Source organism: Zoogloea sp. 1C4 (genome assembly GCF_009469605.1).
Classification (GTDB): domain Bacteria; phylum Pseudomonadota; class Gammaproteobacteria; order Burkholderiales; family Rhodocyclaceae; genus Zoogloea; species Zoogloea oryzae.
This window is the reverse complement of the sequence record NZ_SSXU01000001.1, coordinates 253,053-276,475: the sequence shown is the minus strand read 5'-3', so window position 1 is coordinate 276,475 and position 23,423 is coordinate 253,053. Positions and strand designations below refer to the sequence as shown.

21 protein-coding genes and 1 tRNA gene are annotated in these 23,423 nt (G+C 67.6%); 13 read left to right on the top strand and 9 right to left on the bottom strand.

Going from position 1 to position 23,423, the window contains the following annotated elements:
- Positions 1 to 56 precede the first annotated feature (56 nt).
- Both GH681_RS01140 and GH681_RS01135 read left to right on the top strand, forming a co-directional pair.
- The gene (locus GH681_RS01140; protein WP_153159619.1) at positions 57 to 791 is read left to right on the top strand and encodes a response regulator; all 735 of its coding nucleotides are present in this window, start codon (positions 57 to 59) and stop codon (positions 789 to 791) included.
- Positions 791 to 1,858 (top strand): ATP-binding protein, encoded by a 1,068-nt coding sequence (locus GH681_RS01135; protein WP_153159618.1) that lies wholly within the window; start codon positions 791 to 793, stop codon positions 1,856 to 1,858. Before GH681_RS01140 ends, GH681_RS01135 begins: the two co-directional genes overlap by 1 nt.
- A gap of 19 nt (positions 1,859 to 1,877) precedes the next feature.
- Here the strand turns inward: GH681_RS01135 and GH681_RS01130 are convergent, their stop codons facing one another.
- The 5 genes from GH681_RS01130 to GH681_RS01110 form a co-directional block, all read right to left on the bottom strand.
- Positions 1,878 to 2,645, bottom strand: a complete 768-nt coding sequence (locus GH681_RS01130; RefSeq protein WP_153159617.1) for a hypothetical protein — start codon at positions 2,643 to 2,645, stop codon at positions 1,878 to 1,880.
- Between the two features lie 343 nt (positions 2,646 to 2,988).
- Positions 2,989 to 3,147 (bottom strand): hypothetical protein, encoded by a 159-nt coding sequence (locus GH681_RS01125; protein ID WP_153159616.1) that lies wholly within the window; start codon positions 3,145 to 3,147, stop codon positions 2,989 to 2,991.
- A gap of 52 nt (positions 3,148 to 3,199) precedes the next feature.
- A complete protein-coding gene (locus GH681_RS01120; RefSeq protein ID WP_153159615.1) occupies positions 3,200 to 3,457 on the bottom strand; it encodes a hypothetical protein in 258 nt (85 codons plus the stop codon).
- Between the two features lie 49 nt (positions 3,458 to 3,506).
- Complete coding sequence (locus tag GH681_RS01115) at positions 3,507 to 4,709, bottom strand: glycosyltransferase (RefSeq protein WP_153159614.1); 1,203 nt, start codon at positions 4,707 to 4,709, stop codon at positions 3,507 to 3,509.
- Positions 4,706 to 5,542 carry a UDP-2,3-diacylglucosamine diphosphatase gene (locus GH681_RS01110; protein WP_153159613.1) on the bottom strand — a complete coding sequence of 279 codons (837 nt, stop codon included), beginning with the start codon at positions 5,540 to 5,542 and terminating at the stop codon, positions 4,706 to 4,708. The genes GH681_RS01115 and GH681_RS01110 overlap by 4 nt, the downstream gene beginning before the upstream one ends.
- A gap of 136 nt (positions 5,543 to 5,678) precedes the next feature.
- Here GH681_RS01110 and GH681_RS01105 point away from each other — a divergent pair, with 136 nt between their 5' ends.
- Positions 5,679 to 6,986: a magnesium and cobalt transport protein CorA gene (locus tag GH681_RS01105; protein WP_153159612.1), complete on the top strand. Its 1,308-nt coding sequence runs from the start codon at positions 5,679 to 5,681 to the stop codon at positions 6,984 to 6,986.
- 102 nt (positions 6,987 to 7,088) lie between these two features.
- Here the strand turns inward: GH681_RS01105 and GH681_RS01100 are convergent, their stop codons facing one another.
- Positions 7,089 to 8,597, bottom strand: coding sequence for a DEAD/DEAH box helicase (locus GH681_RS01100; RefSeq protein WP_153159611.1), 1,509 nt, complete (start codon positions 8,595 to 8,597; stop codon positions 7,089 to 7,091).
- Between the two features lie 80 nt (positions 8,598 to 8,677).
- Positions 8,678 to 9,775, bottom strand: coding sequence for a 23S rRNA (cytidine(2498)-2'-O)-methyltransferase RlmM (gene rlmM, locus GH681_RS01095; RefSeq protein ID WP_153159610.1), 1,098 nt, complete (start codon positions 9,773 to 9,775; stop codon positions 8,678 to 8,680).
- A 190-nt stretch (positions 9,776 to 9,965) separates the two neighbouring features.
- On the opposite strand from rlmM, the gene GH681_RS01090 reads away from it, so the two are divergent.
- The 3 genes from GH681_RS01090 to GH681_RS01080 are packed head-to-tail and all read left to right on the top strand — an operon-like array spanning position 9,966 to position 14,389.
- Positions 9,966 to 11,003, top strand: coding sequence for an aldo/keto reductase (locus GH681_RS01090; protein ID WP_153159609.1), 1,038 nt, complete (start codon positions 9,966 to 9,968; stop codon positions 11,001 to 11,003).
- A 48-nt stretch (positions 11,004 to 11,051) separates the two neighbouring features.
- Entirely contained in the window at positions 11,052 to 12,581 is a 1,530-nt protein-coding gene (locus tag GH681_RS01085; protein ID WP_228111729.1) for an HD-GYP domain-containing protein, read from the top strand.
- A gap of 5 nt (positions 12,582 to 12,586) precedes the next feature.
- Positions 12,587 to 14,389, top strand: a complete 1,803-nt coding sequence (locus GH681_RS01080) for a bifunctional diguanylate cyclase/phosphodiesterase (RefSeq protein ID WP_153159607.1) — start codon at positions 12,587 to 12,589, stop codon at positions 14,387 to 14,389.
- On the opposite strand, the gene GH681_RS23280 is transcribed toward GH681_RS01080, so the two are convergent.
- Entirely contained in the window at positions 14,377 to 14,844 is a 468-nt protein-coding gene (locus GH681_RS23280) for a hypothetical protein (protein ID WP_194271096.1), read from the bottom strand. The two genes, GH681_RS01080 and GH681_RS23280, sit on opposite strands and share 13 nt — an antisense overlap.
- Positions 14,845 to 14,989: 145 nt before the next feature.
- Between GH681_RS23280 and GH681_RS01070 the strand changes: the two genes are divergently transcribed.
- The 4 genes from GH681_RS01070 to GH681_RS01055 all read left to right on the top strand — a co-directional run bounded on the left by GH681_RS01070 (position 14,990) and on the right by GH681_RS01055 (position 18,274).
- Positions 14,990 to 16,294: an extracellular solute-binding protein gene (locus GH681_RS01070; protein WP_153159606.1), complete on the top strand. Its 1,305-nt coding sequence runs from the start codon at positions 14,990 to 14,992 to the stop codon at positions 16,292 to 16,294.
- Positions 16,295 to 16,304: 10 nt separating this feature from the next.
- Positions 16,305 to 17,060 carry a glycerophosphodiester phosphodiesterase gene (ugpQ, locus tag GH681_RS01065; RefSeq protein WP_153159605.1) on the top strand — a complete coding sequence of 252 codons (756 nt, stop codon included), beginning with the start codon at positions 16,305 to 16,307 and terminating at the stop codon, positions 17,058 to 17,060.
- A gap of 77 nt (positions 17,061 to 17,137) precedes the next feature.
- A complete protein-coding gene (gene ispB / locus GH681_RS01060) occupies positions 17,138 to 18,106 on the top strand; it encodes an octaprenyl diphosphate synthase (protein ID WP_153159604.1) in 969 nt (322 codons plus the stop codon).
- Positions 18,107 to 18,197: 91 nt separating this feature from the next.
- Positions 18,198 to 18,274, top strand: a tRNA-Pro gene (locus GH681_RS01055).
- 141 nt (positions 18,275 to 18,415) lie between these two features.
- Here GH681_RS01055 and GH681_RS01050 read toward each other — a convergent pair.
- A complete protein-coding gene (locus GH681_RS01050; RefSeq protein WP_153159603.1) occupies positions 18,416 to 19,336 on the bottom strand; it encodes an AraC family transcriptional regulator in 921 nt (306 codons plus the stop codon).
- Positions 19,337 to 19,678: 342 nt separating this feature from the next.
- Between GH681_RS01050 and GH681_RS01045 the strand changes: the two genes are divergently transcribed.
- The 3 genes from GH681_RS01045 (at position 19,679) to GH681_RS01035 (ending at position 23,423) form a co-directional block, all read left to right on the top strand.
- Positions 19,679 to 20,137 (top strand): (2Fe-2S)-binding protein, encoded by a 459-nt coding sequence (locus tag GH681_RS01045; RefSeq protein WP_153159602.1) that lies wholly within the window; start codon positions 19,679 to 19,681, stop codon positions 20,135 to 20,137.
- A gap of 10 nt (positions 20,138 to 20,147) precedes the next feature.
- Positions 20,148 to 22,352, top strand: coding sequence for a xanthine dehydrogenase family protein molybdopterin-binding subunit (locus tag GH681_RS01040; protein ID WP_153159601.1), 2,205 nt, complete (start codon positions 20,148 to 20,150; stop codon positions 22,350 to 22,352).
- A gap of 72 nt (positions 22,353 to 22,424) precedes the next feature.
- Entirely contained in the window at positions 22,425 to 23,423 is a 999-nt protein-coding gene (locus tag GH681_RS01035) for an XdhC family protein (protein WP_153159600.1), read from the top strand.

The following is a 23,423-nucleotide window of genomic DNA, read 5'->3' as shown; positions in this document are numbered from 1 at the left end:
CGGGAGAAGGATGGAGAAACGATGGAGACGGGCATCAATCTCCAGTGAGGATGCGGATGAATCATGGTTTTGAGCGACCTGCCGGTGGCGACGCCCAGGCGCTGGTGCTGATCGCAGAGGACGAACCGGAGATCGTGGACATCCTCAAGGCCTATCTGGCGCGGGAGGGAATACGTGCCGTGTGGGCCGCGGATGGTCGGGCTGCGCTCGACATGCACCTCGCCCTGAAGCCTGATCTGATGTTGCTGGACGTGCGGATGCCCTGCGTGGATGGCTGGCAGGTTCTGTCCGAGGTCCGGGCGCGGGGGCAGACGCCCGTCATCATGGTGACCGCCCACGATCAGGACATCGACAAGCTGATGGCCCTCAGGATCGGCGCGGACGACTACGTGGTGAAGCCCTTCAATCCGGCCGAGGTGGCTGCCCGGGTGCGTGCCGTGCTGAGACGGACGCGTCGCGTCGACTTTGAAAGTCGCGAGGTGCTGCGTGTGGGCTCGCTGGAGATCGATCTCGAGGCGTTCAGGGTGGCCGTGGTGCGTGACGATGCCTCGCGTCACGTCCTGAACCTGACCTTGACCGAGTTCCGTCTTCTGGCCCACCTGGCCCGGGCTCCGCGTCGGGTTTTCAGCCGGGCCGAGCTGATCGCCGCCTGCCTGCCGGAGGGGGAGGTGCTGGAGCGGACGGTCGATAGCCACATCAGCAAGCTGCGCCGAAAGCTGGAGGATGTGGGCGTCGAGGGCGTGCCCGTGAGTCTGCGGGGTGTCGGCTACCGCCTCGAGGAGACCGCCTGATGAGCAAGTCTGGCCTGAGTCGCCAGCTTGTGCTGTCCATGTCGGCGATGGCCCTGAGCGTGATGTTGCTGCTGCATGTCAGCTTCTACGTGTTCTACGCCATCGCAATGCGGCTCAATCCGTCCCTGGTCTCTCCGACCGCGGATAGCTGGCCGCCGACCACCTCGGAGTGGATCCTGATCGCAGCGATCACGCTCCTGGGCCTCGCGCTCGCGGTGCACACGGCGACCCGCTTTTCCCGGCGCATCATCCAGCCCCTCAACTCGGTGACGGAGAGCGTGCGGCGGCTTGCCCACGGTGACCTCGACGCCCGGGCCCATGCCGAGGATCACTCGCCTGGCGAAGCCTCTGCGCTGGTGGAGGACTTCAACTCCATGGCCGAGCGCCTGCAGCGCATGACCGGCGAGCTTGTCATCTGGAATGCGGCCATTGCTCACGAACTCAGAACGCCGGTCACCATTCTGCGTGGGCGTCTGCAGGGATTGGCCGAAGGCGTGTTCCCGCCCGACGAGGCTTTGTTCCGCAGTCTGCTCGCGCAGGTCGAGGGCTTGTCCCGCCTGATCGAGGATCTGCGCGTGTTGAGCCTGGCCGATAGCGGCCATCTGAGCCTGCGTACCGATGTCGTCGATCTGGCGGCGGAGATCCGCGCCACCGTCGAGCTTGTCGAACCGGATCTGCGGGCCGCCCAGCTTGCCCTCGACGTACGCCTGCCGTCCTGCCAGGTCGAGTGCGATGTGGCGCGTATCCGGCAGGTCGTGATTGCGTTGCTGGAAAACGCGCGGCGTTATGCAAAGCCCGGGGTGTTGTGCATTGAAGGCGAATGCGATGGCGAGGCGTTCACGCTCGGCATCGAGGACGAGGGGCCGGGGATACCCGAAGCGGTGGCGGCCCACATCTTCGAGGCCTTCGTCCGCGGTGACGACTCCCGAGCGCGCAACCGTAGTGGCAGCGGATTGGGTCTGGCCATCGTCCGCGCCATCGTCCAAGCCCACGGTGGGAGCGTCGGATGTGCCGCCGGCAAGCGCGGGGGCACCCGCTTCACGTTCTCGATCCCCTGTCATCGATAGTCGATGAACGGCCAGGGCTTCAGGTGTTCAGCAACGCGTCCAGCTGCGTAAAGAAACGTTTGTCGCGTTCATACTGCCCGTCGGCCAGAAAGGCCTTCTGAGCCTCCAGCGAAGCCAGGTAGTCGCTGACGATCCGGCGATAGCTGTCCATGCTGTCTGGTGCGTATCGCGGTCCCTGGCTTTGGCCGTCGATCTGCATGCCATAGATGGCGCCGTGCATCATCAGGCCGTAGGTCATCATGCTGCCCTCGTCCATGCCCGCCGTGGCCTGGAACCACGCTTCGCGGAATTCGGCGGGGGCGTCCCGGGGTGGGAAGTGGGCGGTGCGCGCGGCGCCCACTTCGTCGATTCCGTCGTGGTTCAGATCAACGCTATAGCCCTCGGGCAGGAGCAGGTTGGCCGCGCCTTCTTCGCTGAGCGTGGCGGTATCGATGGGGTCTGCGAGGCCATGATTCTGGCGCACGGCGTCCAGCTCAAGGGCTGACAGCGTCGCCAGAAACTGGCGGGCATCACCCAGATCGCCTGCGTCGTAGGCCTTGTTCAGGATCGCCGCGTAAGCAGCCTGGCTTGCGTCGCTGACGCCACGCAGCGCCGACAACTCAGTATGCGTCGTGCCGAGCAGGCGCTCGAGTGTGCCCACGTCCGCGCTCGCCTGCCCATCGCTGCCCGCCGCCATCCGGGCTTGGAAGGCTGCCCGATAGGTCTCCTGGAAGCTGCTGTCCGGGGCTTCGCGGTAACTGCGGCGCTGGCTTGCCGTCATCGGCGTGCCGACTTCTCGAATGGCCATTGCTTGCCTCCTTTGCGGCAAGAATTGCCGCTGGGTTGGGGTTGGGGGAATACCCGTGGCAAGCAGCAGAAAGCGTGCCCGAGCCCATGTCGCAGGAATGCCGGCGACGCTAACCGGGCAGCGCCGCCGACCTGGAGCCGCATGTCGCCCATCGTGAATCTGCGAGCGGGGTGGGCTGAAGGAATCGGGCTGAAATGCGCGATGGCTGGCGCCAACATGGGCTGACACTCGACGCGCGTGGGGCGCGGGTCTTTCCATCGACAGGTGATGTCGACGCGCACCTGAGGCCCCGGCCCGCTCAGATGCGGGTGATCCGACGAGGGCGGGGGCCTGACTGGCTGGTTCAGCGTTCGTGGAGCCAGCGCTCGGCCTGAGGTGCGCTGTCGCGGGGAATCTGCAGGCCGAGGGTGGACAGGCGGGCGAGCCGCGACGCACGGGTGGTTTCCGTGATCCAGCGGAGCACGTGGCACAGCCAGGCGGGCAGGCCATCGATTTCATGCATGAGGGCGCTCCGGTTCGAGTGGCGAAGCGCTGCAGTATTCACGCGCCGGGCTTCAGTTTGATGACGTCATGCTGGATGGAAGCGGTTTTCTGCTTCCGGTGACGCGGAAGGCTTGCGTCCGCAGGGATTGGGACTGGGCGAGGTTGCGCTGGGATTGTTGCTGGCCGAAGGCGTCGCGCTCGCTCACCGGGCGCCGGCTGGCCTCGATGGAGCGGATGCAGCGCCAGCGGGTACGGCCCCCGCTGACGATCTTCTGCATCGCTTCCGGTTGATGGTAGGTCATGCAGTGGTAGCAATAGACGCTGTTCATCGCAGGGGCTCCTCCGGGTTTCGACGGTGATTCGGGCTTGGGCGGATGCTCAGGACACGGCTTCCGGGCTCTCCGGGGACGGGACGACACGGCGGTGGGCCGGATGGCGTGCCAGGGTCTTGCGGTAGAAGTCGGCCAGGCGACCGGCCATCGCCATATCGGACCATCCCGCGGCCGTGACCGGTGCCTGCTCGGCCAGCGCCTGGCAGGCCGGCGGATCGGCCAGCAGGGTGCCGACGATCCGGCCGAAGGCGCCGGGCTCATCCGGTGCGGCGATACAGCCCGGCGCATCGGCCAGGATGTCGGCGGTGCCCATCGCCGCCAGCGCCACCACCGGCGTGCCGGCAGCCAGGGCTTCGATCAGCACCAGCCCCTGGGTTTCGGTGCGGGACGCGAAGACGAACAGGGTGGCGGCCGCGTAGCAGTCTGGCAGGTCGCGCTCCCGGTCGAGATAGCCTAGAAAGCGCACCGAGGCCTCCAGCCCGAGCCGCGCGGCCTGACGGCGCAGGTCGTCCATTGCCGGGCCTTCGCCGGTAACGAGGAGGAGGGCGTCCGGGCTGTGGCGAATCGCCTCGGCAAAAGCCTCGATCAGGAAACCGATGTTCTTCTCGTGGGCGACGCGGCCCACGTAAAGCGCCAGCGGGCGGTCGGCGCTGATGCCGTGGCGCTGGCGGAAGGCGCTGCCGTCGCCCTTCGAGAAACGCGCCAGCGGGATGCCGGTGGGCAGGATCTCCATCGGCGTCGTCACGCCATAGCCGCCAAGCCGACCGGCCATGGCCGACGAGGGCACGACCACCGCATCCACCCCGTTGCACTGCCGCCGCGAGAAGCGCCGGGCCAGCCCGCGCAGCCAGCTGGCGGGGAGGAAAGGCACGTAGTGCTGGAGGTATTCCTCGAACAGCGTGTGGTAGGTGACGACCACCGGCATGCCCAGATGGCGCGCGGCGGCGAGGCCCGCGTAGTGGGCGATGAAGGGTGTCTGGATGTGGATCAGGTCGCAGTCGGCGGCGGCTTCCAGCGCCCGGCGGTGCATGCCGTGCCAGGATACCAGCCGGTCTTCCGGGTCGTTGGGCAGGCGCCGGCCGGGCACGCGGACGATGCCCGGCTCGTCGGGCTCGTCGCCGTAGCGGGGCACCACCAGGCGCACCTCGACGCCTTCGCCGGCCAGCGCCCGGCGGAAGGTTTCCATCGAGGTGGACACGCCGTTGATGCGCGGGAAATACACGTCCGAAACCATCAGCACACGCATCATCGGGAGGCTTTCATGGCAACGCCGGCAGCTTCGGCGGCGGGGGATGGGATGGCCTGGGGCGCGTCGTCTTCGACCGCGGCCGGAAGCGCGAGGGGCCGGCCGGCACCCCACACCACCAGCTCCAGCCGGCCGTCGAAGTGTTCGACGATGGCGGTGCACGAATCGACCCAGTCGCCGCAATTTACGTAGAGCAGGCCGCCGATCTCCTTGATCGTTGCCCAGTGGATATGGCCGCAGACCACGCCGTCGAGGCCGCGCTCGCGGGCGTGGCGGATGGCTGAATCCTCGAAATCGAAGATGAAGTTGAGGGCCGTCTTGATGCGTCGCTTGGCGTAGCCGGCCAGCGACCAGTAACCCGAGCAGCCGAGCTTGCGGCGCACCCACGACAGCCACAGGTTGAGGCGCACCAGCTGGTTGTAGGCCACGTCGCCGAGCACCGCGACCCAGCGGTGGTGGCGCGTCACCTGGTCGAAGATGTCGCCGTGGATCAGCAGCAGGCGCTTGCCGTCGGCGGTCTCGTGGATCACCTCGGGCAGCACCTCGACGCCGCCGAAGGCGTTGCCCACGTAGTCGCGCAGCACCTCGTCGTGGTTGCCGGGGATGAACACGATGCGCTCCCCGTGGCGGGCCCGGCGCAGGAGCTTCTGGACGACGGTGTTGTGGCTGGGCAGCCAGCAGATGCTGCGGTGCATGGCCCAGAAGTCGACGATGTCGCCGATGAGGTAGGTCTGCTCGGCCTGGTAGTCACGCAGGAATTCCAGCAGATGGTCCGCCTGGCAGGCCCGCGTGCCGAGGTGGATGTCGGAGAGGAAGAGGGTGCGCACTTGCTGCATGCCCGCAACCGTAGCGGCGCAAGATGAACGCGCCGTGATGGATATGTTGAGCTTTGATGGCTGAGGCGGCTGTCACGCGGGCGTTACAGGCAGGCCTTAAGCTGGCTGCCGGGCCCGGCCAACAGCAAAGGAAGACATGTCCGCCAACAACATCGAGGAGCTGCTGCGAAAACATCGGCTGGTGGAGGATGTGGTGCATAACCAGAACATGCCTCGCCGCCAGCTGGTGGAGGTGATGGTCCACCGCAAGCACCTCGCCGAGATCCAGACCCTGCTGGCGCGCTTGCCGGCGGGCGAGATCGGGCGGTTGTTCGACGCGCTTGCGCCGGACGATGCGGAGCTGCTGTGGAAGCAGCTCGCGGCGAGCCGCCGGCAGGAGGTGCTGTGGGAGGTGGCCGAACCGCTGCGGGCCCGGCTGGCCGGCAGCCCCGAGGCGGCGGTGTCGGACAGTCAGCTCAATGCCTTCGAGCTGGTGGAGGGCCGCCTGCGCCAGCGGCCGATCACCGGCCGGCAGGACATGGACGGGATCACGCCCATGTGGGTGGATCTGGTCAATCCGACGCCGGCCGAGCGCGCCTACGTGGGCGAACGCTTCGGCGTGCGCCTGCCCGATCCGGGCGAGGCGACCGACCTGGAGGTGAGCTCACGCTTTCAGGTGGAGGAGGATGGCGACATCCACCTGCATTCCAATTTCCTGCTCGATAGGGACGGCGACGCGCGCAGCGTGCCGGTGCTGTTCATCCTCCACGCTGGCGTGCTGTTCACGGTGCGCAATGAGGAACTACCCGTCTTCCGCCTGCAGCGCCGGCGCACCCACGCCCAGCCGGGCTACGTGACGGACTGTCTCGATCTGCTGATCGACCTCTACGGGGCCGACGTGGAGTACTGCGCCGACGCGCTGGAGAACATCTACGCCAAGCTCGGCGAGGTGGGCCGGCAGGTGCTGGGCGCGACCATGAGCGACGGCGAGGCGGCGACAACGTTGGCGGTGATCGCCGAGGAGGAGGACATCAACGGGCGTATCCGCAGCAACATCCTCGATACCCAGCGGGCGCTGTCCTTCCTGATGCGCGGCAGGGTGCTGTCGCCGGGCCAGCAGGACGACACCCGGCAGATATTGCGGGACATCGAATCCCTCAACAGCCACACGGCCTTCCTGTTCGACAAGATCAACTTTCTGATGGACGCGACGATCGGCTTCATCAACATCAACCAGAACCAGCGGGTGTCCCAGCTGACGGTGCTGGGCATGGTGTTCATGCCGATCAACATCCTGGCGGGGATTGGCGGGATGTCGGAGTTCTCGATGATGACCGAGGGCATTCCGTGGCCGATCGCCTACGGGGGGTTCGTGATGGGGGCGGGGCTGATCGGCTGGGGCACCTACCGGCTGCTTCAGTACCTGGAGGTGCGGAAAGCGAAGGACGCCGGGCGGAAGGCGTAAGGGTGCGCTTGCCGCCAGGTAGTGCTCGGTGGCAATGCTTTTGATGCGAAGAGGGATTTCTGGCGGACACCGCCCGGCGGGGCCGGGCGGGGAGGGTGATGCTTAGTGCTTGCGGCCCAGGCCGCCGAGGAGGAAGGCGATCGGCCGCTGGGGCTTCTGGCCGCTGCGCAGCTCGGCGATGGCGGAATCGCCTTCGGTGCTGCCGGCTTCACCGGCGGGGTTGCGCTGCTCGTAGGGCTTGCTGAAGTCGAAGCCGTCCGGGGCGATGTGCGAGGGCTGGCGCGAACGCGGGCTGCGCTCACGGGGCTCGCGGGTTTCACGGGCTTCCCGCGGCTCGCGCTCGGAGCGCTTGCGGCGCTCGCTGCTGCCTTCGGCGGCGCGCGGTGCGGCGGACGACGACGGGGCGCTACTGCTACTGCCGCTGCTGCGACGGCGCTTGCCGCCTTCGGCGTCGAAGAAGTCGGGCTCGGGATCGTAGCCGGGGACCACTTCCTGGCGGATCTCCAGTTTGATGAGCTTCTGGATGTCGGCGAGGCGGTGACGCTCTTCGGAGCTCACCAGCGACACGGCCTTGCCCTTCTTGCCGGCCCGGCCGGTGCGGCCGATGCGGTGGACGTAGTCTTCGGCGGTGTGGGGCAATTCGAAGTTGATGACCGAGGGCAGGTCTTCGATGTCGAGGCCACGGGCGGCCACGTCGGTGGCGACAAGCACGCGCACCTTGCCGCTCTTGAAGTTTTCGAGGGTTTCGGTGCGGGCCTGCTGGCTCTTGTCGCCGTGGATCGAATCGGCCGAGATGCCGTGGCGTTCGAGGAAGTGGGCAAGGCGGCTGCAGGCGAACTTGGTATCGACGAAGACCAGCACCTGGTTGGTTTCGTCTTCGTGGCGGACGATGTGGGCCAGCAGGTTGCGCTTGAGGCCGCTGGACACCGGGTGCACCACGTGGTCGATGGTCTCGCTGACCATGTTGCGGCGGGCGACTTCGATGAGCTGCGGGTTCTTCAGCATCTGGTCGGCGAGCTTCTTGATCTCGTCCGAGAAGGTGGCGGAGAACAGCAGGCTCTGGCGGTTGGCCGGCAGCAGCGCGAGGATGCGGCGGATGTCCGGGATGAAGCCCATGTCGAGCATGCGGTCGGCTTCGTCGAGGATCAGGAACTCGACCTGCCCGAGGGCAATGGTCTTCTGCTGCACGTGGTCGAGCAGGCGGCCGGGGGTGGCCACCACGATCTCGATGCCGCGGCGCAGTTCCTGGATCTGGGGGTTCATGTCCACGCCACCGTAGATGCAGGTGCTGCGCAGGGGGACATGCTTTGAATACATCTTGACCGACTCGTAGACCTGCATCGCGAGCTCGCGCGTCGGGGCCAGGATCAGGGCGCGCACCGGGTGGCGGGCGGGGCTGGTCGAGGTGCTGGCGTGGCGGGCAAGACGGTTGAGCAGCGGCAGGGTGAAACCTGCGGTCTTGCCGGTGCCCGTCTGGGCGCCGCCCATGACGTCGTGGCCGGCGAGGACGACCGGGATCGCCTGACGCTGGATGGGCGTCGGCGTGGTGTAGCCGGCATCGGTGACGGCTTGCAGGATTTCGGGAATGAGGCCGAGTTCGGAGAACGACATGGGTGTGGTCACGTTGTGGGTGCCGCCACTTTACTGCGGTGCACCATAAAAACAGTCAGACATTATACATCGCGCACGCCCTAGCGCCGCGTGAGATAGCACGTGACCTCTTCGCGATCATGGTAAAGGTGCTTGATTCGCATAATGTATTTGATCCCGGCGGCGGACAGGCGGGCGTCGATCAGGGCGCGGCAGCGTTCCACTTCCTCGTGGCGGCGCTTCATGGGCAGCTTGAGGTTGAAGATGCTGCGCCGGCAACGCCCGGTGGCGAACCAGTCGGCGATCAGCGGGGCGATCCGGGAGGGCTGCTCGACCATGTCGCAGACCAGCCAGTCCACGGCCTTCTTGGGCTTCCAGGTGAAGCCGTCGGCGCGCAGGTGTTCGATCAGGCCGGTGGCGATGGCGGAGGGGGCGAGCGGGCCGTTGTCGATGGCGGTGACACGGATGCCGCGGCTGGCGAGCTGCCAGCTCCAGCCGCCGGGCGCCGCGCCCAGGTCGACCGCGGTGAGGCCGGGGCGCAGGGTGGATTTCTGTTCTTCGGCGGTAAGCAGCGTGAGGAAGGCTTCGGCCAGCTTGAGGGTCGAGCGGCTCGGCGCCTCCTTGGGCATGCGCAGGCGCGGGATGCCCATCGGCCAGGCGGAGCCCTCGCTGGCGAGGCTGACGCCCAGCCAGGCGCGCCGGGGGCCTTCGAAGAACACGTGCAGGCGCGGCAGGCGCGGCAGGTGGGGCGAATCCGGACGCAGCAGGCCGTCCTTGGCGAGGGCGTCTTCGAGCAGCGGGCCGAAGCGGCGCAGGAAGCCGGATTGCTCCTTGCCGTCGTTGGTGTCCGGGGTTTCGGGCAGCAGCGCCGAGAAGCGCTCGCCGGTGGCGGCGATGGCTTCGCGGAGCGGCGTGAGGCGGTCGCGGTCGGGCAGGTCATCAACCACCGCCAGCACCTGGAAGGCCTGGCGGCTGAAGATCAGCCGGGCCAGGTCGAGACGGCGGCGGATCACGTCGTGGGCCTCGGGCGTGGTGAGCTCGAACACCACGAAGCCGCTCCCCGGCTGGGTGTCGGCGTCGCCACCGAGCCGCGCGGCACGGGCTGCGACGGTGAGTTCGGCGCTGGCGTCGGCTTCGAAACCGGGGCGGCATTGCACCAGGATGCCGAGGGCGGCGCAGGGCGAGGGGGCGGACGTCATGGATTTGTAACCGGGGCGGATGGCGGCGGTGTCAGGTGTAATATCAGGGGTGGGCGATCCGGAACATGCAGACCCACCCGGCATCCGGACTGTTCGTGCGCCGGACGGCGCTTGGCCCGGATGATAACCGATCATCGCGTACCCTCCCGTGCGCCCCGCCTTTGCCGCCGTTTTTGTGGAGATTTGTCTGATGGAGTACCGCAAGCTTGGCGCCAGTGATCTGCTGGTGTCGTCCGTGTGCCTCGGCACGATGACCTTCGGGCAGCAGAATTCCGAAGCCGAGGCCCATGCCCAGCTGGATGCTGCCTTTGCCGCGGGCGTCAATTTCATCGATACCGCCGAGATGTATCCGGTGCCGCCGAAGGCCGAGACCAGCGGTGCGACCGAGAAGATCGTCGGTAGCTGGCTCAAGGGCCGCGCCCGCGACTCCGTGGTGCTGGCCACCAAGTTCACTTCCGCCGGCCGCGCCCTTGGATGGATCCGCGGCGGCCCGCTGTCCAACGGCCGCGAGACCATCCGCGACGCGGTGGAGGGCAGTCTGCGCCGCCTGGGCACCGATTACATCGATCTATACCAGATCCACTGGCCCGACCGTAACCAGCCGATGTTCGGCCAGTGGCGCTTCGATCAGGGTACCGAGCGCGAGTGCACGCCGATCCGCGAGCAGATGGCGACCCTCGGCGAGTTGGTGAAGGAGGGCAAGATCCGCCACGTCGGGCTCTCCAACGAGCATCCGTGGGGGGTGATGGAATTCCTCCGCGCTGCCGACGAGCAGGGTCTCGCCCGCGTGGTGTCGGTGCAGAACGCCTACAACCTGATGAACCGGGTCTTCGAGCAGACCCTGGCGGAAGTGTGCTTCCGCGAGAACGTGAGCCTGCTGCCGTATTCGGTGCTGGCCTTCGGGTTGCTGTCGGGCAAATATCTCGACAATCCGCCGTCCGATGGCCGGATGACGCTCTTTCCGGGCTTCGGCCAGCGCTACGACAAACCCGGCGTGGCGCCGGCGGTAGCCGCCTACGCCGCGCTGGCTCATCGATACGGGATGACGCCCGCCGAACTGGCGGTGGCCTTCGTGGCGAGCCGGCCGTTCGTGGGCAGCACCATCGTCGGCGCGACCACGCTTGCCCAGCTGGAGGCCAACCTGAAAGCCTGCGCCCGCAAGCTTGATCCCGAGGTGGTTGCCGAAATTGATGCTCTGCATCTCAAGTTTACGAATCCAGCGCCGTAAATGCCGGGTCGCCCGCGTGTGTGTGTGGGCGCCCATTTTGGGGAGGGTGTGTTGAAGGAAATTGTGGCGGCTCAGGACGTGCGGATTGGCATGTTCGTTTCCGAGCTGGATCGTCCGTGGCTGGAGTCGCCGTTCCTGCTCCAGGGCTTCCTGGTCGAGGATCAGGCGACGCTGGACCAGTTGCGCAGTGTCTGCCGCTTTGTCTATGTGGATCGGGCCCGGTCGGCCGGCGATGCCTGGCGTGCGCCTGCGCCCGAGGCGGATGCCGATAAGCCCGAGCGCAATCCCTCGCTGGCCTCCTTTCAGGTGCCGTCGGAAGTGCGTCGCCGTCCGACCGACTTCTTCGCGTTGCTGCGTTCCCTGCGGGCCGCGAACCGTGAGCAGGCGGCCGACGAAGGCGGTACCTCGTCGGCGCCCTGGTGTCACATCTATCCCGATGCCCCGGCGGCGCGTCCCCAGGGCGTGGCCGAATCCCGGCCCGACGATTATCTCGCCGGTGCTTCCGGCCGCCCCTTCATCACCGGCAGCAGTGGGCCGGGCCGGCGTGGCAGCGCCCGCCTGACGGTCGAGGACGACGGTCGTGGTCCGGGCGTCGGTGGAGTCGGCATGGTCCACACCGCACCCACCGTGCCGGTCGAAGAGGAAATCGTGGCCGCCTTGCCGCTGGTCGACGAGGCTCACATGCTGCTGGAGCAGGTGGCCCAGGATGTCCAGCGCAGCCTCAATCCGGATCTCGAACGGCTGCGCGGCGTGGTGTCCGAGCTGGTGCTGAGCGTCGCCCGCAACCCGGACGCGCTGGTGTGGCTCTCGCGGCTCCGGCAGACCGACCAGTACAGCTACGACCATTCCCTTGATGTGTCGGCCCACGTGATGATCTTCGGTCGCTACCTGGGTCTCGGTGAAGAATCCATCGCCGCCCTCGGCATGGCCGGCATGCTGCAGGACGTGGGCAAGCTGCGCCTGCCGGTGCGCCTGCTGCAGAAGGCCGGGCCGGTGTCGCCGCGGGAATACGAGATCTTCAAGACCCACGTGGAGTATTCCCTGCAGGTTCTGGCGGATTCGCCCCACGCCACGCCCCAGGTGCTCGAGATCGTCGCCCGCCACCACGAACGCTGCGACGGCAGCGGCTATCCCCATGGCCTGAAGGGCAACGAGGTCGGGCTGATGGGCGAGATCGCCGGCATCTGCGACATCTACTGCGCGATGACCCGCGAGCGGCCCTATGGCGAGGCGGCGAGCTCCCAGTCGGCCCTCGACGCGGTGCGCGCCCAGCGGGGTACGTGCTTTTCCGAGAGCACCGTGGATCAGTTCGTCCAGTGCATCGGCCTTTATCCGGTGGGTACGCTGGTCGAACTCAACTCCGGCGAGGTGGCGGTGGTGGTCGCCCAGAACCGTATCCGGCGCCTCAAGCCGCGGGTGATGATCCTGCTCGGCCCCGACAAGAAACCCAACCCTTACCCCCACACCCTCGACCTGCTCTACGATCTGCCTTCCGCAACCGGCGAACCCTACGCCATCATCCGGGCCCTGCCGCCCGGCGCCTATGGCGTCGAGCCTTCCGAGTTCTACCTGGCGTAGCACGCATGGTTTCGCCCTTTGACCGCCATTACAGTTACGTCGTCGATGATGACGTGCTGAAGCGTCTGCTCCTCCGCTACGGCCTCGGCCAGGGCGAGCAGGCGGCGGTCCGGGCCTTCGGTCGCATCGTCGACGCATCCGACATGGCTCAGGCGCTGCTGGAGCGGCTCCATCTGGCCGATGCGGGCATTTCCGACGGCACGGTCGAGCCGGCCCTGCGGGATTTCTGCAGGGATCTGGCGCGCATCTCCGAATGGGATTTCACTCCGGGCTGGCCGGCGGGCCTCGCCGCCCGCTGGGCCGAGTGCTATCTGGCGGGCGCGGTGGCGGAGTTCCCGTTCGTCGCCATCGAGGCGCTCATCGCCCTGTGCCAGCAGCGCCTGTTTGGCGAGCGGGCGATGGTCTATCGGCTCGAGCTCGACATCCTCAACGCGCTGGTGCGCCTCGGCTGGTGTCTGGGCGGACTGCTGTCCGACGTGGCCATCGAGCACGAGCAGTCCTTCCGCCTGTCGGCCGAAGACGGCGACCCGGTGCTGGGGATTCCCAACCGTCGGCGTTTCCTGATGCTGCTCTCCGATCGCCTCGACAGGATCGGCGCCGGGCGGCAGCTCGGGCTGGTGATCGTGCAGGTGGAGTGGGGCCGCTCGGCCGACGTGCTGGCCCTCGACGAGCGCGACCAGCTGCGCCTCGCCCTGTCTGAGGTGATGCGCTCGATGCTGCGCCCCAGCGACATCCTGTGCGCCCTGGGCGATGACGCCTGGGCGGCGATCCTGCCCGATCTGCATCACCCGGCCCAGGTTTCCCTGGCCGGCCACAAGCTGGTGGACGCCTGCGAGGTGTTGCGCTCCAACAACTTCCCGGCCCTGCGTGGGCGCTTTTATTCCGGCGGCGCCTGGGCGCCCGAACACGCCGGCGACCCCCTCGGCCTCGAGCAGGCTGCCCGCGCCGCGCTGGTGGTGGCCCGCTCCACCGGCCAGCCCTTCGACGTCTACGGCGGCGAAGTGGTGGTGCGCGCCGAGGACGACGCCAATTTCGAGATGGAAGTCGCCCGGGCCCTCGAAGCCCAGCATTTCCAGCTCTACCTGCAACCCCAGGTCGAACTCCCGTCCCGCCGGGTGGTGGGCGCCGAGGCGCTGCTGCGCTGGTCGCGGGCGGATGGCCGCGCCGTGCCGCCGCCCGAGATCCTGCGGGTGGTCGAGCGCATCGGCCTGATGCCGGTGCTGTCCCGCTGGGCGATCCAGCAGGCGGCACAGATCCTCGCCGCGCTGGCCACCGCCGGCTGTGGCGTGCGGGTGTCGGTGAACATCGTGGCCGAAGATCTGCGGGATTCCGAACTGCCGATTTTCATCCGCCAGACCTGCGACACCTGGCGCGTGGCGCCGTCACGGCTGTGCTTCGAGATCACCGAAGGCGGGCTGGTGTCGGGCGAGGGCATGTCGGTGCGTACCCTCGAGGCCCTGCGCCAGGGCGGCGGCCGGCTGGCCCTGGATGATTTCGGCACCGGCTACTCGTCGATGGACTACTTGCGGCGCCTGCCGGTGAGCGAGGTCAAGCTCGACAAATCCTTCGTCGAGCGCATCACCGCGTCCGACAACGACCGGGCGATCGTCGAGCTGATGGTGCGCATCGCCCACACCTTCGGGCTGGAGGTGGTGGCCGAAGGCGTCGAGACGGCCGAGACCGAGGCGGTGCTGCTGGAGATGGGCTGCAACTGCGCCCAGGGCTATCACTACGCGCCGGCGATGTCGGTGGATGACTTCGTGGCGTGGTGGAAGACGTCCGGGGAGGGCGTCGCTCACTCCGCCTGACGGCGGCGCTTGCGGGGCGTTTCCGGCTCGGCGGCCGGCGCTTCATCGGCCTTGGCGTGGCTCCCGTCGGCGGATTCGCCCTCGGCGCCGGATTTCTTTTCCCCTTCGTCGCCCCCTTCGCCCTTGGCGTGCTTTGCCTTGGCCGGTTTGGCGGCGCCCGGCGGCGGAGGCGGGGGAAGCTGCGGCGCGACCTCGGCGATCTTGTTCTCGGCCATGTAGTCGTTCATTTCCTTCCAGCCGGCAAAAACTGCCGCCCGCTGGGCGGTGGGGTTGAGGGTGAAGCAATCCTCGATGGCGCGCCCGGCATGCCGGCAGGCGCTGCCCACGGCTTTGCCATCCGCCTCCGACTGGGCCTCGGTCTTGGCCGGATCGGGTATGCCGAGGCGATCGCAGCCGGCTAGGGCGGCGGTGGCGATCATGAGTCCGAAAACGAGGGGCAGGGCGGGTCGGGTCATGGCGGAAAAGGCGATCAATAGGCGCTGCAAGGTCAACGGCGCCCGTGGTGAGGACTTGAACATTCGCTTGCAAGTTGCCATCGAGATGCCCGGGTCGGGCTTTATAATCCGCTGTTGTTCCGATTTATCCCCTGACACGACTCCCATGATCAAATTCAGCCGTACCGCCCTGTGCGCAGCCATCGCCGGTCTGTGCGTCAATGCCGCCGTCGCCGCCCCCAAGAAGCCCGCCGCCAAGGCCGAGGCGCCCAAGGCCGCGGCCGTTGCCGACGTCGCGGCAACCGAGATCGAGCTGGTTCATAGCCTCGGCGCCGACAAGGGCGCGCAGCTTCAGAAGCTGGTCGACCGCTACAACGCCGGCAACCCGAACGGCCCGAAGATCGTCATCCACGATCGCGCCTGGAACGCCGGCGCCACGCCGCACCTGATGATCCTCGGCGAGCGCGATCTGCCCGCCTTCCTGTCCGGCCCGCAGCGCTATCGTCCGCTCCATCAGGTCATGAAGGAAGCCGGCGTGGCGATGGAAACCCTGCGCGCCCCGGCGATGATGACCCCGACCCCGTTCGACGCCCAGAAGCGCCTGATCGCGCTGCCGGTGGGTCTGTCCACCCCGGTCATGTTCTACAACAAGGACGCCTTCAAGGCCGCCGGTCTCGATCCGGAGGTCCCGCCCAAGACCTGGCAGGAACTCCAGGCCGCCCTCGGCAAGGTTGTCGCCAACGGCCAGGCCTGCCCCTACACCACCACCCAGCCGGCCTGGATCCTTGTCGAGAACATGAGCGCCTGGCACAACGAGCCGGTCGTGACCGAAGGCAAGAAGACCTCCCTCGCCATCAACGGCATGCTCGAAGTCAAGCACGTGGCGATGCTCTCGTCCTGGTACAAGGCCCGCTACCTGCAGCTCTTCGGTCGTGACGAAGAGGCCATCGAGCACTTCTCGAACGGCGAGTGCGCGGTGCTGACCGCCGCCTCCGGCGTGTGGCCGACCCTGCAGCGTGAGGCCAGCTTCAAGGTCGGCGTCGCGACGCTGCCTTACCACGAGGAATACTACGGCGCGCCCCAGAACACCCTCGCCGATGGCCCGGCCATGTGGGTTGCCGCCGGCAAGAAGCCCGCCGAGTACAAGGCTGTCGCCCGCTTCGTCAATTTCTGGCTGACCGGTGAAAGCCAGGTCGAATGGCAACGCAACGCCGGTTACCTGCCCCTCAACCGCGCGGGCCTGCTGGCTTCCGAGAGCCGCCTGCTGGCTGCCGATCTGGTCAACATCCACGTTGGCGTGAAGCAGCTCACCAACAAGCCGGTGACGGCCGCCTCCAAGGCGAGTTCCTACCCGCAGCGCGCCGCCGTGCGCCGCATCATCGAGGAAGAACTGGAATCCGTGTGGGAAGACCGCAAGCCTTCCAAGCTCGCCCTCGACACCGCGGTGGCCCGTTCGCGTACTGTCGACTGAGCTGTCCGGCATGTCCGACTGGGGTTGGCCCGGCGTGATCGCCCACCGCTGCGGCGGGGCGCTCGCGCCGGAAAACGCCCTGGCCGGGCTTGGCATCGCCGCCCGGCTGGGCTGCGTCGCGGTCGAGTTCGACGCGATGCTCTCGGCCGACGGCGTGCCGCTCCTGATCCACGACGAAACCCTCGACCGCACCGCCGGCGTGCCGGGCAGGGTGGCCGAAATGCCCGCCGACGCGCTGCTCGCCACCGACGTGGGCTGCGTGTTTCATCCCGCGTTTCGCGGCGAGACCATTCCCCGCCTGATCGACGCCCTGGCACGCTGCCGGGCGCTGGGCCTGGCGGCCAACCTCGAGATCAAGCCCGCGACCGGCGTCGAGATCGAGACGGGCCGGGCGGTGGGCATGTTGCTGGCGTCGATGGCGCCGGAAGAGCGCCCCGTGCTGCTGCTCTCGTCCTTCTCGGCGGATGCGCTCCGGATTGCGGCCGGCTGCGTGCCGGAGATTCCCCGTGCCTTCCTCGTCGAAGCCCTTGACGACGCGGTCATCGACACTGCGCTGGCCTTTGGCTGCCAGTCGCTCAACCTCTCCCGGCAAGGGCTTTCGGCCGCGCATGTGGCGGCCGTGAAGAAGGCTGGTCTGCGCTGCCTTGTGTACACCGTCAATCAGCCAGATGAAGCCCGCCGGCTCGCTGCGTGGGGCGTGGATGGCGTGTTTTCCGACCGTCCCGATTTATTGCTTCCGGTTTCAGCCAGCCAGAATCCTGCCTGATCGGCCTTGATCCGGTCGGCTTGACTCGATGGCAGCATCCCCCCTAACATCGCGTTTTTCCTATTCCGGGCAGTGCCTTGTCTCTCTCGCAGCTCTACGCGCCGATCGCCGAAGACATGAAGGCGCTCGATGCCGTCATCCGGGATCGTCTCTACTCCGACGTCGTTCTCATCCGCCAGGTCGCCGAGTACATCATCGGCAGCGGAGGCAAGCGCCTGCGTCCGGCCATGGTGTTGTTCACCGCTGGCGCCGCCGGATATCAGGGTAGCAACCACCGCGAACTCGCGGCGGTTGTCGAGTTCATCCACACCGCCACGCTGCTCCACGACGACGTGGTCGATGAATCCGACCTGCGCCGCGGCAACAAGACGGCCAATGCCATGTTTGGCAACGCCGCCTCGGTGCTGGTGGGCGATTTCCTCTATTCCCGTGCCTTCCAGATGATGGTCGGCGTTCAGAACATGCGCGTGATGCAGGTTCTGGCCGACGCCACCAACGTGATCGCCGAAGGCGAAGTGCTGCAGCTGCTCAACTGCCACAACGCCGATGTCGAGGTGGAAGACTACCTGCGCGTGATCCGCTACAAGACCGCCAAGCTCTTTGAAGCCGCCGCGCGTCTCGGCGCGATCCTCGGTGGCCTGCCCGCCGAGAAGGAAGAGCAGGTCGCGGCCTTCGGCATGCACATCGGCACGGCGTTCCAGCTGATCGACGACGTGCTCGATTATTCCGGCGACGAGGCCGACACCGGCAAGCACATCGGCGATGACCTCGCCGAAGGCAAGCCCACGCTGCCGCTCATCCACGTGATGAAGCACGGCAGCCCGGAACACGCGGCCTGTGTGCGCAGCGCCATCGAAAACGGTGGCCGTGACGATTTCGCCGCGGTGCTCGCCGCCATCCGTGCGAGCGGCGCGATCGAGGCGACCCGCAAGGTGGCCGAAGCCGAAGCCCAGCTGGCCCTGGATGCCCTTGAAGCGCTGCCCCCTTCCGTTTTCAAGGACTCCTTGGTAGAATTGTCAAAGTTCGCAGTCGCACGGAAATATTGATGTTCGGCAGCTGTACGCCGGATTTCGATGTCAAGTGTGGCTGTTTTGTTTTAGCGCTGGTGATTGTTGCCAGCGTGAGCAGTAAAAGCGTCGGGGAATAGCTCAGCCTGGTAGAGCACTGCGTTCGGGACGCAGGGGCCGGAGGTTCGAATCCTCTTTCCCCGACCACTCATTCCCGCTGGGCCCGCCGGGGTCTGGCAGCAAAATGGAGCATCGCCGTTCTGGCCATGCTCCATTTTTGTTTGTGTCGCCCGGGTTTCGTGGGCCGATACAGGCCGATCTCTTCCCCCGTTCTTCCTGGCGCTGCCTTCAGCGCATGCGCGCCACATCCCGCAGGGGCGGGGCGCCGAACAGGCGGCGGTATTCCCGGCTGAACTGCGACGGGCTCTCGTAGCCCACCCGGCGCGCCACCGAGGCGGCGTCGAGGGATTCGAGCAGCATCAACTTGCGGGCTTCCTGCAGGCGGATCTGCTTCTGGTATTGCAGCGGGCTCATGGCGGTGAGCGCCTTGAAGTGCTGGTGCAGCGTCGATTTGCTCATGTTGGCCGCATCGGCCAGGGCCTCGATCGACAGGGGCTGGTCGAAATTCTCCTTGATCCACGCCACCGCCCGGGCGGTGCGATGACTCTGGCTGTCGGCTGCGGCAATGGCCCGCAGGCGCAGGCCTTGTTCGCCGGTGAGCAGGCGGTACAGCAACTCGCGCTCGTGCAGCGGTGCCAGCACCGGGATGTCGCGGGGTGCATCCAGCAGCCGGGCGAGGCGCAGCAGTGCGTCCATCACCGGCAGGGTGAGCGCGCTCACTCCCAGCCCGAGCTGACCGTTGCCCGGCGTGGGTGGGGCAAGTTGCAGGGTGCTCGCCAGCTCGGCGATCTTGTGGGCGTCCATGTCGAACACCGCGCACAGGTAGGGCTTGTCGGGCGTGGCCTCGGTGATCTGGCCCATCACCGGCAGGTCCACCGAGGTGATCAGGTAGTGGCGGCTGTCGTACTGGAACTGCTCATCGGCCAGCACGAGGCGCTTGCTGCCCTGCACGGCCACCGCCAGCACCGACCGGTACACCGCGCAGATCGGCGTGCTGGTGCTGGAGGCGCGGAACAGGCTGAGGCCCGGCACGGGCGTCACGGTGGGGCCGTCTTCGGTGCAATATCGTTCAATGATGTCAGCCAGCGCCTGGCGCGCGGCGTCGAGCGCGGCCGCCTCGGCGGGTGGCGGAAAGCCTGATGTGATCATGGTTTTTCCTTGCGGGGAGCGCATGGGAGATTAACCCCGCGCGGGGTTGGAGGTCACGTGTCGAAAACAAGTCTGGAGAATCAGGCAAGAATCTCACAGGATTCTGCAATGCCATCCAGCTTGCTGTGGGCTAAATTCCTGAGGGTGACGGTCGGGAATTATCCGGCGGAGAGGCGTGAGGAGTAAGGCGTGAGGAGACCGGGCTGAAACCCAGTGCGCTGGCGCATGCGAGCGCAACGGGATCGGTCAAGGCCCCTCCCTGCTTACTCCTCACTCATCCCCGTCCTGCTGCCCGGCAACCAGACCCAGACAAGAACCACTCGCCCCCTTCGGAGATTGAAAATGATCCAGCTCACCGTGAACGGCAAGCCCCGCAAGGCTGACGTCGACGCCGACACCCCACTGCTATGGACGCTGCGGGATTCCCTGCTCCTCACCGGCACCAAGTTTGGCTGCGGCGCCGGCCTGTGCGGCGCCTGCACCGTGCATGTGAATGGCCAGCCGGTGCGCTCGTGCGTCACCCCGGTGTCGGACGTGGCGGGCAAGAAGGTCACCACCATCGAGGCGGTGGATGGCTCCCGCGTCGGCAAGGCGGTACAGGAGGCGTGGCGCAAGCTGGACGTGGTCCAGTGCGGCTACTGCCAGTCGGGCCAGATCATGAGCGCCGTGAGCCTGCTCTCGACCAACCGCAAGCCCACCGACGCCGACATCGACGCAGCGATGGCGGGCAACCTGTGCCGCTGCGGCACCTACGTGCGCATCCGCGCTGCCATCCACGAAGCCGCCAAGGCCCTGGCGTAAGGAGCCCAGCATGACGACCGAACGCCACAACCCCATCGAAAACCTTTCCCGCCGTGGCTTCCTGCAGGGCGCTGCCGGCCTCACCCTCGGCCTCGCCGTGCCGGGCATCGGCCACGCCGCCAAAACTGCGGCTACCGGTGCCGCGGCGGCCAGCTTTGCGCCGACGCCCTTCCTGCGCATCGGCGCCGACAACTCCGTCACCGTGATCTCCAAGCACCTGGAAATGGGGCAGGGCACCTACACCGGCCTCGCCACCATCGTCGCCGAAGAGCTCGACGCCAATTGGGCGCAGGTGAAGGTGGAGGGCGCACCGGCCGACGCCAAGCGCTACAACAACCTGTTCTTCGGCGCTGCCCAGGGCACCGGCGGCAGCACCGCGATGGCCAACTCCTGGGGCCAGATGCGCCAGACCGGCGCCACCGCCCGGGCGATGCTGGTCTCCGCCGCAGCCAAGAAGTGGAACGTGCCGGACGCCGAGATCAGCGTGACCGAAGGTGTGGTCCGCCACGCCGCCAGCGGTCGCAAGGCGAGCTTTGGCGAGCTGGCCGAAGCCGCCGCCCTCGAGGCCGTGCCGGCCCAGGTTGCGCTGAAGGACCCGAAGGATTTCCGCCTGATCGGCAAGCGCGCGCCCCGCAAGGACAGCGCTGCCAAGACCGACGGCTCGGCCCAGTTCACCCAGGATCTGCACCTCCCCGGCATGCTGGTGGCGGTGGTCGCCCATCCGCCGCGCTTTGGCGGCAAGGCGAAGTCGGTGGATGCCAGCAAGACCAAGGCCATCAAGGGCGTGGTGGATGTGGTGACGGTGCCCGCCGGCGTGGCCGTGCTGGCCCGCGACACCTGGAGCGCCAAGAAGGGCCGCGATGCGCTGGTAGTCGAATGGGACGACAGCGCCGCCTTCAAGCTGGGCTCCGACGAGATCCTCGCCCGCTACCACGAGCTGGCCGGCAAGCCGGGCCTCGTGGCGCGCACCCAGGGCGACGCCCCTGGCTCCATCACTGGCGCAGCCAAGGTCGTCACCGCCAGCTACGACTTCCCGTATCTGGCCCACGCGGCGATGGAGCCGATGAACTGCGTCGTGCAGCGCACCGCCGACGGGCTGGACGTGTGGAACGGCGAGCAGTTCCAGACCGTCGATCAGGCTACGCTGGCGGCGATGTTCGACCTGCCCCCCGAGAAGGTGACGATCCACATGCTCTACGCCGGCGGCAGCTTCGGCCGGCGGGCGTGCACCCAGTCCGACTACCTGCGCGAGGCCGCGTCCATCGTCAAGGCCAGCGGCACCAAGGCCCCGGTCAAGCTGGTGTGGATGCGCGAGGACGACATGAAGGCGGGCTACTACCGCCCGATGTTCCACCATCGCATCGAGGCCGCGCTGGATGCCGAAGGCAGCATCCGCGCGTGGCGCCACCGGCTGGTGGGCCAGTCGATCATCACCGGCTCCGCCTTCGAGTCGGTGATGGTGAAAGACGGCATCGACGCGGTGTCGGTGGAGGGCGCGGCGAACCTGCCCTACGCCATCCCCAACCTGCAGGTGGAGCTGCACACCCCCAAGGACATCGGCGTGCCGGTGCTGTGGTGGCGCTCGGTGGGCTCGACCCACACCGCCTATTCCACCGAAACCTTCCTCGACCGGCTCGCTGCTGAATCGAAGCAGGACCCGGTTGCGATGCGCCTCAAGCTGCTGGCCAAGCATCCGCGCCATTCGGCGGTGCTCAAGCTCGCTGCCGACAAGGCCGGCTGGGGAACCCCGCTTGCAGCCGGCAAGCCCGGCGAGCGCCGAGGCCGCGGCGTGGCGGTGCATGAATCCTTCCACTCCTTTGTTGCCCAGGTGGCCGAGGTGACGGTGGCTGCCGACGGCAGCGTGAAGGTGGATCGCGTCGTCTCGGCCGTGGATTGCGGCATGGCGATCAACCCGGACAACGTGCGCGCCCAGGTGGAAGGCTCGGTGGGCTTTGCCCTGTCGGCCGCGCTGCACGGCGAGATCACCCTGAAGGACGGCGTGGTGGAGCAGGGCAACTTTGGCGAGTACGCGCCGATCCGCATCAACGAGATGCCGAAGGTGGAGGTGCACATCGTTCAGTCTGCCGAGAACCCCACCGGCATCGGCGAGCCCGGCGTGCCGCCGGTGGCGCCGGCCGTGGCCAACGCGATCGCCGCGGCCACCGGGCGGTGGCTTACCCGGCTGCCTTTCCAGGCCGACGCGCTGAAAGTCTGATGACAATCGCCCCGCGTGCTGTGGGCGGCTTCGGTTGCCCGCGACACGCGCTTTGCCGGAAGGAGGCAAATCATGGATAGCCAGGATCTGCAGGTGCTCGCGGCCCTGCGACGCTGGTCGGCGGGCGGCCACCGGGCGGCGCTCGTCACCGTGGCCCGCACCTGGGGCTCGGCGCCGCGCCCGGCGGGGGCCTGGATGGCCCTGCGGGATGATGGCCGGGTGCAGGGCTCGGTGTCTGGCGGCTGCATCGAGGACGACCTCGTCGCCCGAATGCTCGATGGCCGCATCGCCGGCAGCCAGCCTTTCGTGCTCACCTACGGCGTGACCCGCGACGAGGCGGCGCGCTTTGGCCTGCCCTGCGGCGGCACGCTGGAGCTGGTGGTGGAGCCGGCGCTGGAGATGGCCCGGCTCGCCGATCTGGCGGCCCGCATCGAGGCCGGCCAGCTGGTGCGGCGCGACGTGGACATCGACACCGGCGCGGTCAGTGTTGCCGATGCCTGCCGGGGCGAGGCGCTCGTCTGGGACGGGCGGCGCCTGTCGACGATCCACGGCCCGCGCTGGCGGCTGCTCATCATCGGCGCCGGGCAGATCGGCCGTTATCTGGCGCCGATGGCTCAGGCGCTGGATTACGCGGTGAGCGTGTGCGACCCGCGGGAGGAGTACTCCGCCGAGTGGGACGTGCCCGGCGCGCCGCTGGTGCCCGGCATGCCCGACGACGTGGTGACGGCGATGCTTCCCGATCCCCACACCGCCATCGTCGCACTCACCCACGACCCCAAGCTGGACGATATGGCGCTCCTCGAAGCGCTCAAGTCGCCGGCTTTCTACGTGGGGGCGCTGGGCTCGCGGGTCAATAACGCGACTCGGCGGGCGCGGTTGCTGGAATATTTCGACCTGTCGGAAGGCGAGGTCGGGCGGCTCCACGGCCCCATCGGCCTGCCCATCGGCAGCCGCACGCCGCCGGAGATCGCGGTGTCCATCCTCGCCGAGATGACCGCGGTGAAGAACGGCGCGGCGGTGATCCGCCCCGAACCCGCCACGCCGGCCAGCGCTGGCTGCGGGCTGGGCTAA

Coding starts and splice junctions, on each gene's coding strand:
- GH681_RS01135 (WP_153159618.1), top strand. CDS start 791: ATGAGCAAGTCTGGCCTGAGTCGCCAGCTTGTGCTGTCCATGTCGGCG.
- GH681_RS01120 (WP_153159615.1), bottom strand. CDS start 3,457: ATGAACAGCGTCTATTGCTACCACTGCATGACCTACCATCAACCGGAA.
- GH681_RS23280 (WP_194271096.1), bottom strand. CDS start 14,844: ATGACCCGACCCGCCCTGCCCCTCGTTTTCGGACTCATGATCGCCACC.
- GH681_RS01045 (WP_153159602.1), top strand. CDS start 19,679: ATGATCCAGCTCACCGTGAACGGCAAGCCCCGCAAGGCTGACGTCGAC.
- GH681_RS01050 (WP_153159603.1), bottom strand. CDS start 19,336: ATGATCACATCAGGCTTTCCGCCACCCGCCGAGGCGGCCGCGCTCGAC.
- ugpQ (WP_153159605.1), top strand. CDS start 16,305: ATGTCCGACTGGGGTTGGCCCGGCGTGATCGCCCACCGCTGCGGCGGG.
- GH681_RS01105 (WP_153159612.1), top strand. CDS start 5,679: ATGTCCGCCAACAACATCGAGGAGCTGCTGCGAAAACATCGGCTGGTG.
- GH681_RS01130 (WP_153159617.1), bottom strand. CDS start 2,645: ATGGCCATTCGAGAAGTCGGCACGCCGATGACGGCAAGCCAGCGCCGC.
- GH681_RS01070 (WP_153159606.1), top strand. CDS start 14,990: ATGATCAAATTCAGCCGTACCGCCCTGTGCGCAGCCATCGCCGGTCTG.
- GH681_RS01080 (WP_153159607.1), top strand. CDS start 12,587: ATGGTTTCGCCCTTTGACCGCCATTACAGTTACGTCGTCGATGATGAC.
- GH681_RS01090 (WP_153159609.1), top strand. CDS start 9,966: ATGGAGTACCGCAAGCTTGGCGCCAGTGATCTGCTGGTGTCGTCCGTG.
- GH681_RS01100 (WP_153159611.1), bottom strand. CDS start 8,597: ATGTCGTTCTCCGAACTCGGCCTCATTCCCGAAATCCTGCAAGCCGTC.
- rlmM (WP_153159610.1), bottom strand. CDS start 9,775: ATGACGTCCGCCCCCTCGCCCTGCGCCGCCCTCGGCATCCTGGTGCAA.
- GH681_RS01140 (WP_153159619.1), top strand. CDS start 57: ATGAATCATGGTTTTGAGCGACCTGCCGGTGGCGACGCCCAGGCGCTG.
- GH681_RS01110 (WP_153159613.1), bottom strand. CDS start 5,542: ATGCAGCAAGTGCGCACCCTCTTCCTCTCCGACATCCACCTCGGCACG.
- GH681_RS01035 (WP_153159600.1), top strand. CDS start 22,425: ATGGATAGCCAGGATCTGCAGGTGCTCGCGGCCCTGCGACGCTGGTCG.
- GH681_RS01125 (WP_153159616.1), bottom strand. CDS start 3,147: ATGCATGAAATCGATGGCCTGCCCGCCTGGCTGTGCCACGTGCTCCGC.
- GH681_RS01115 (WP_153159614.1), bottom strand. CDS start 4,709: ATGATGCGTGTGCTGATGGTTTCGGACGTGTATTTCCCGCGCATCAAC.
- GH681_RS01040 (WP_153159601.1), top strand. CDS start 20,148: ATGACGACCGAACGCCACAACCCCATCGAAAACCTTTCCCGCCGTGGC.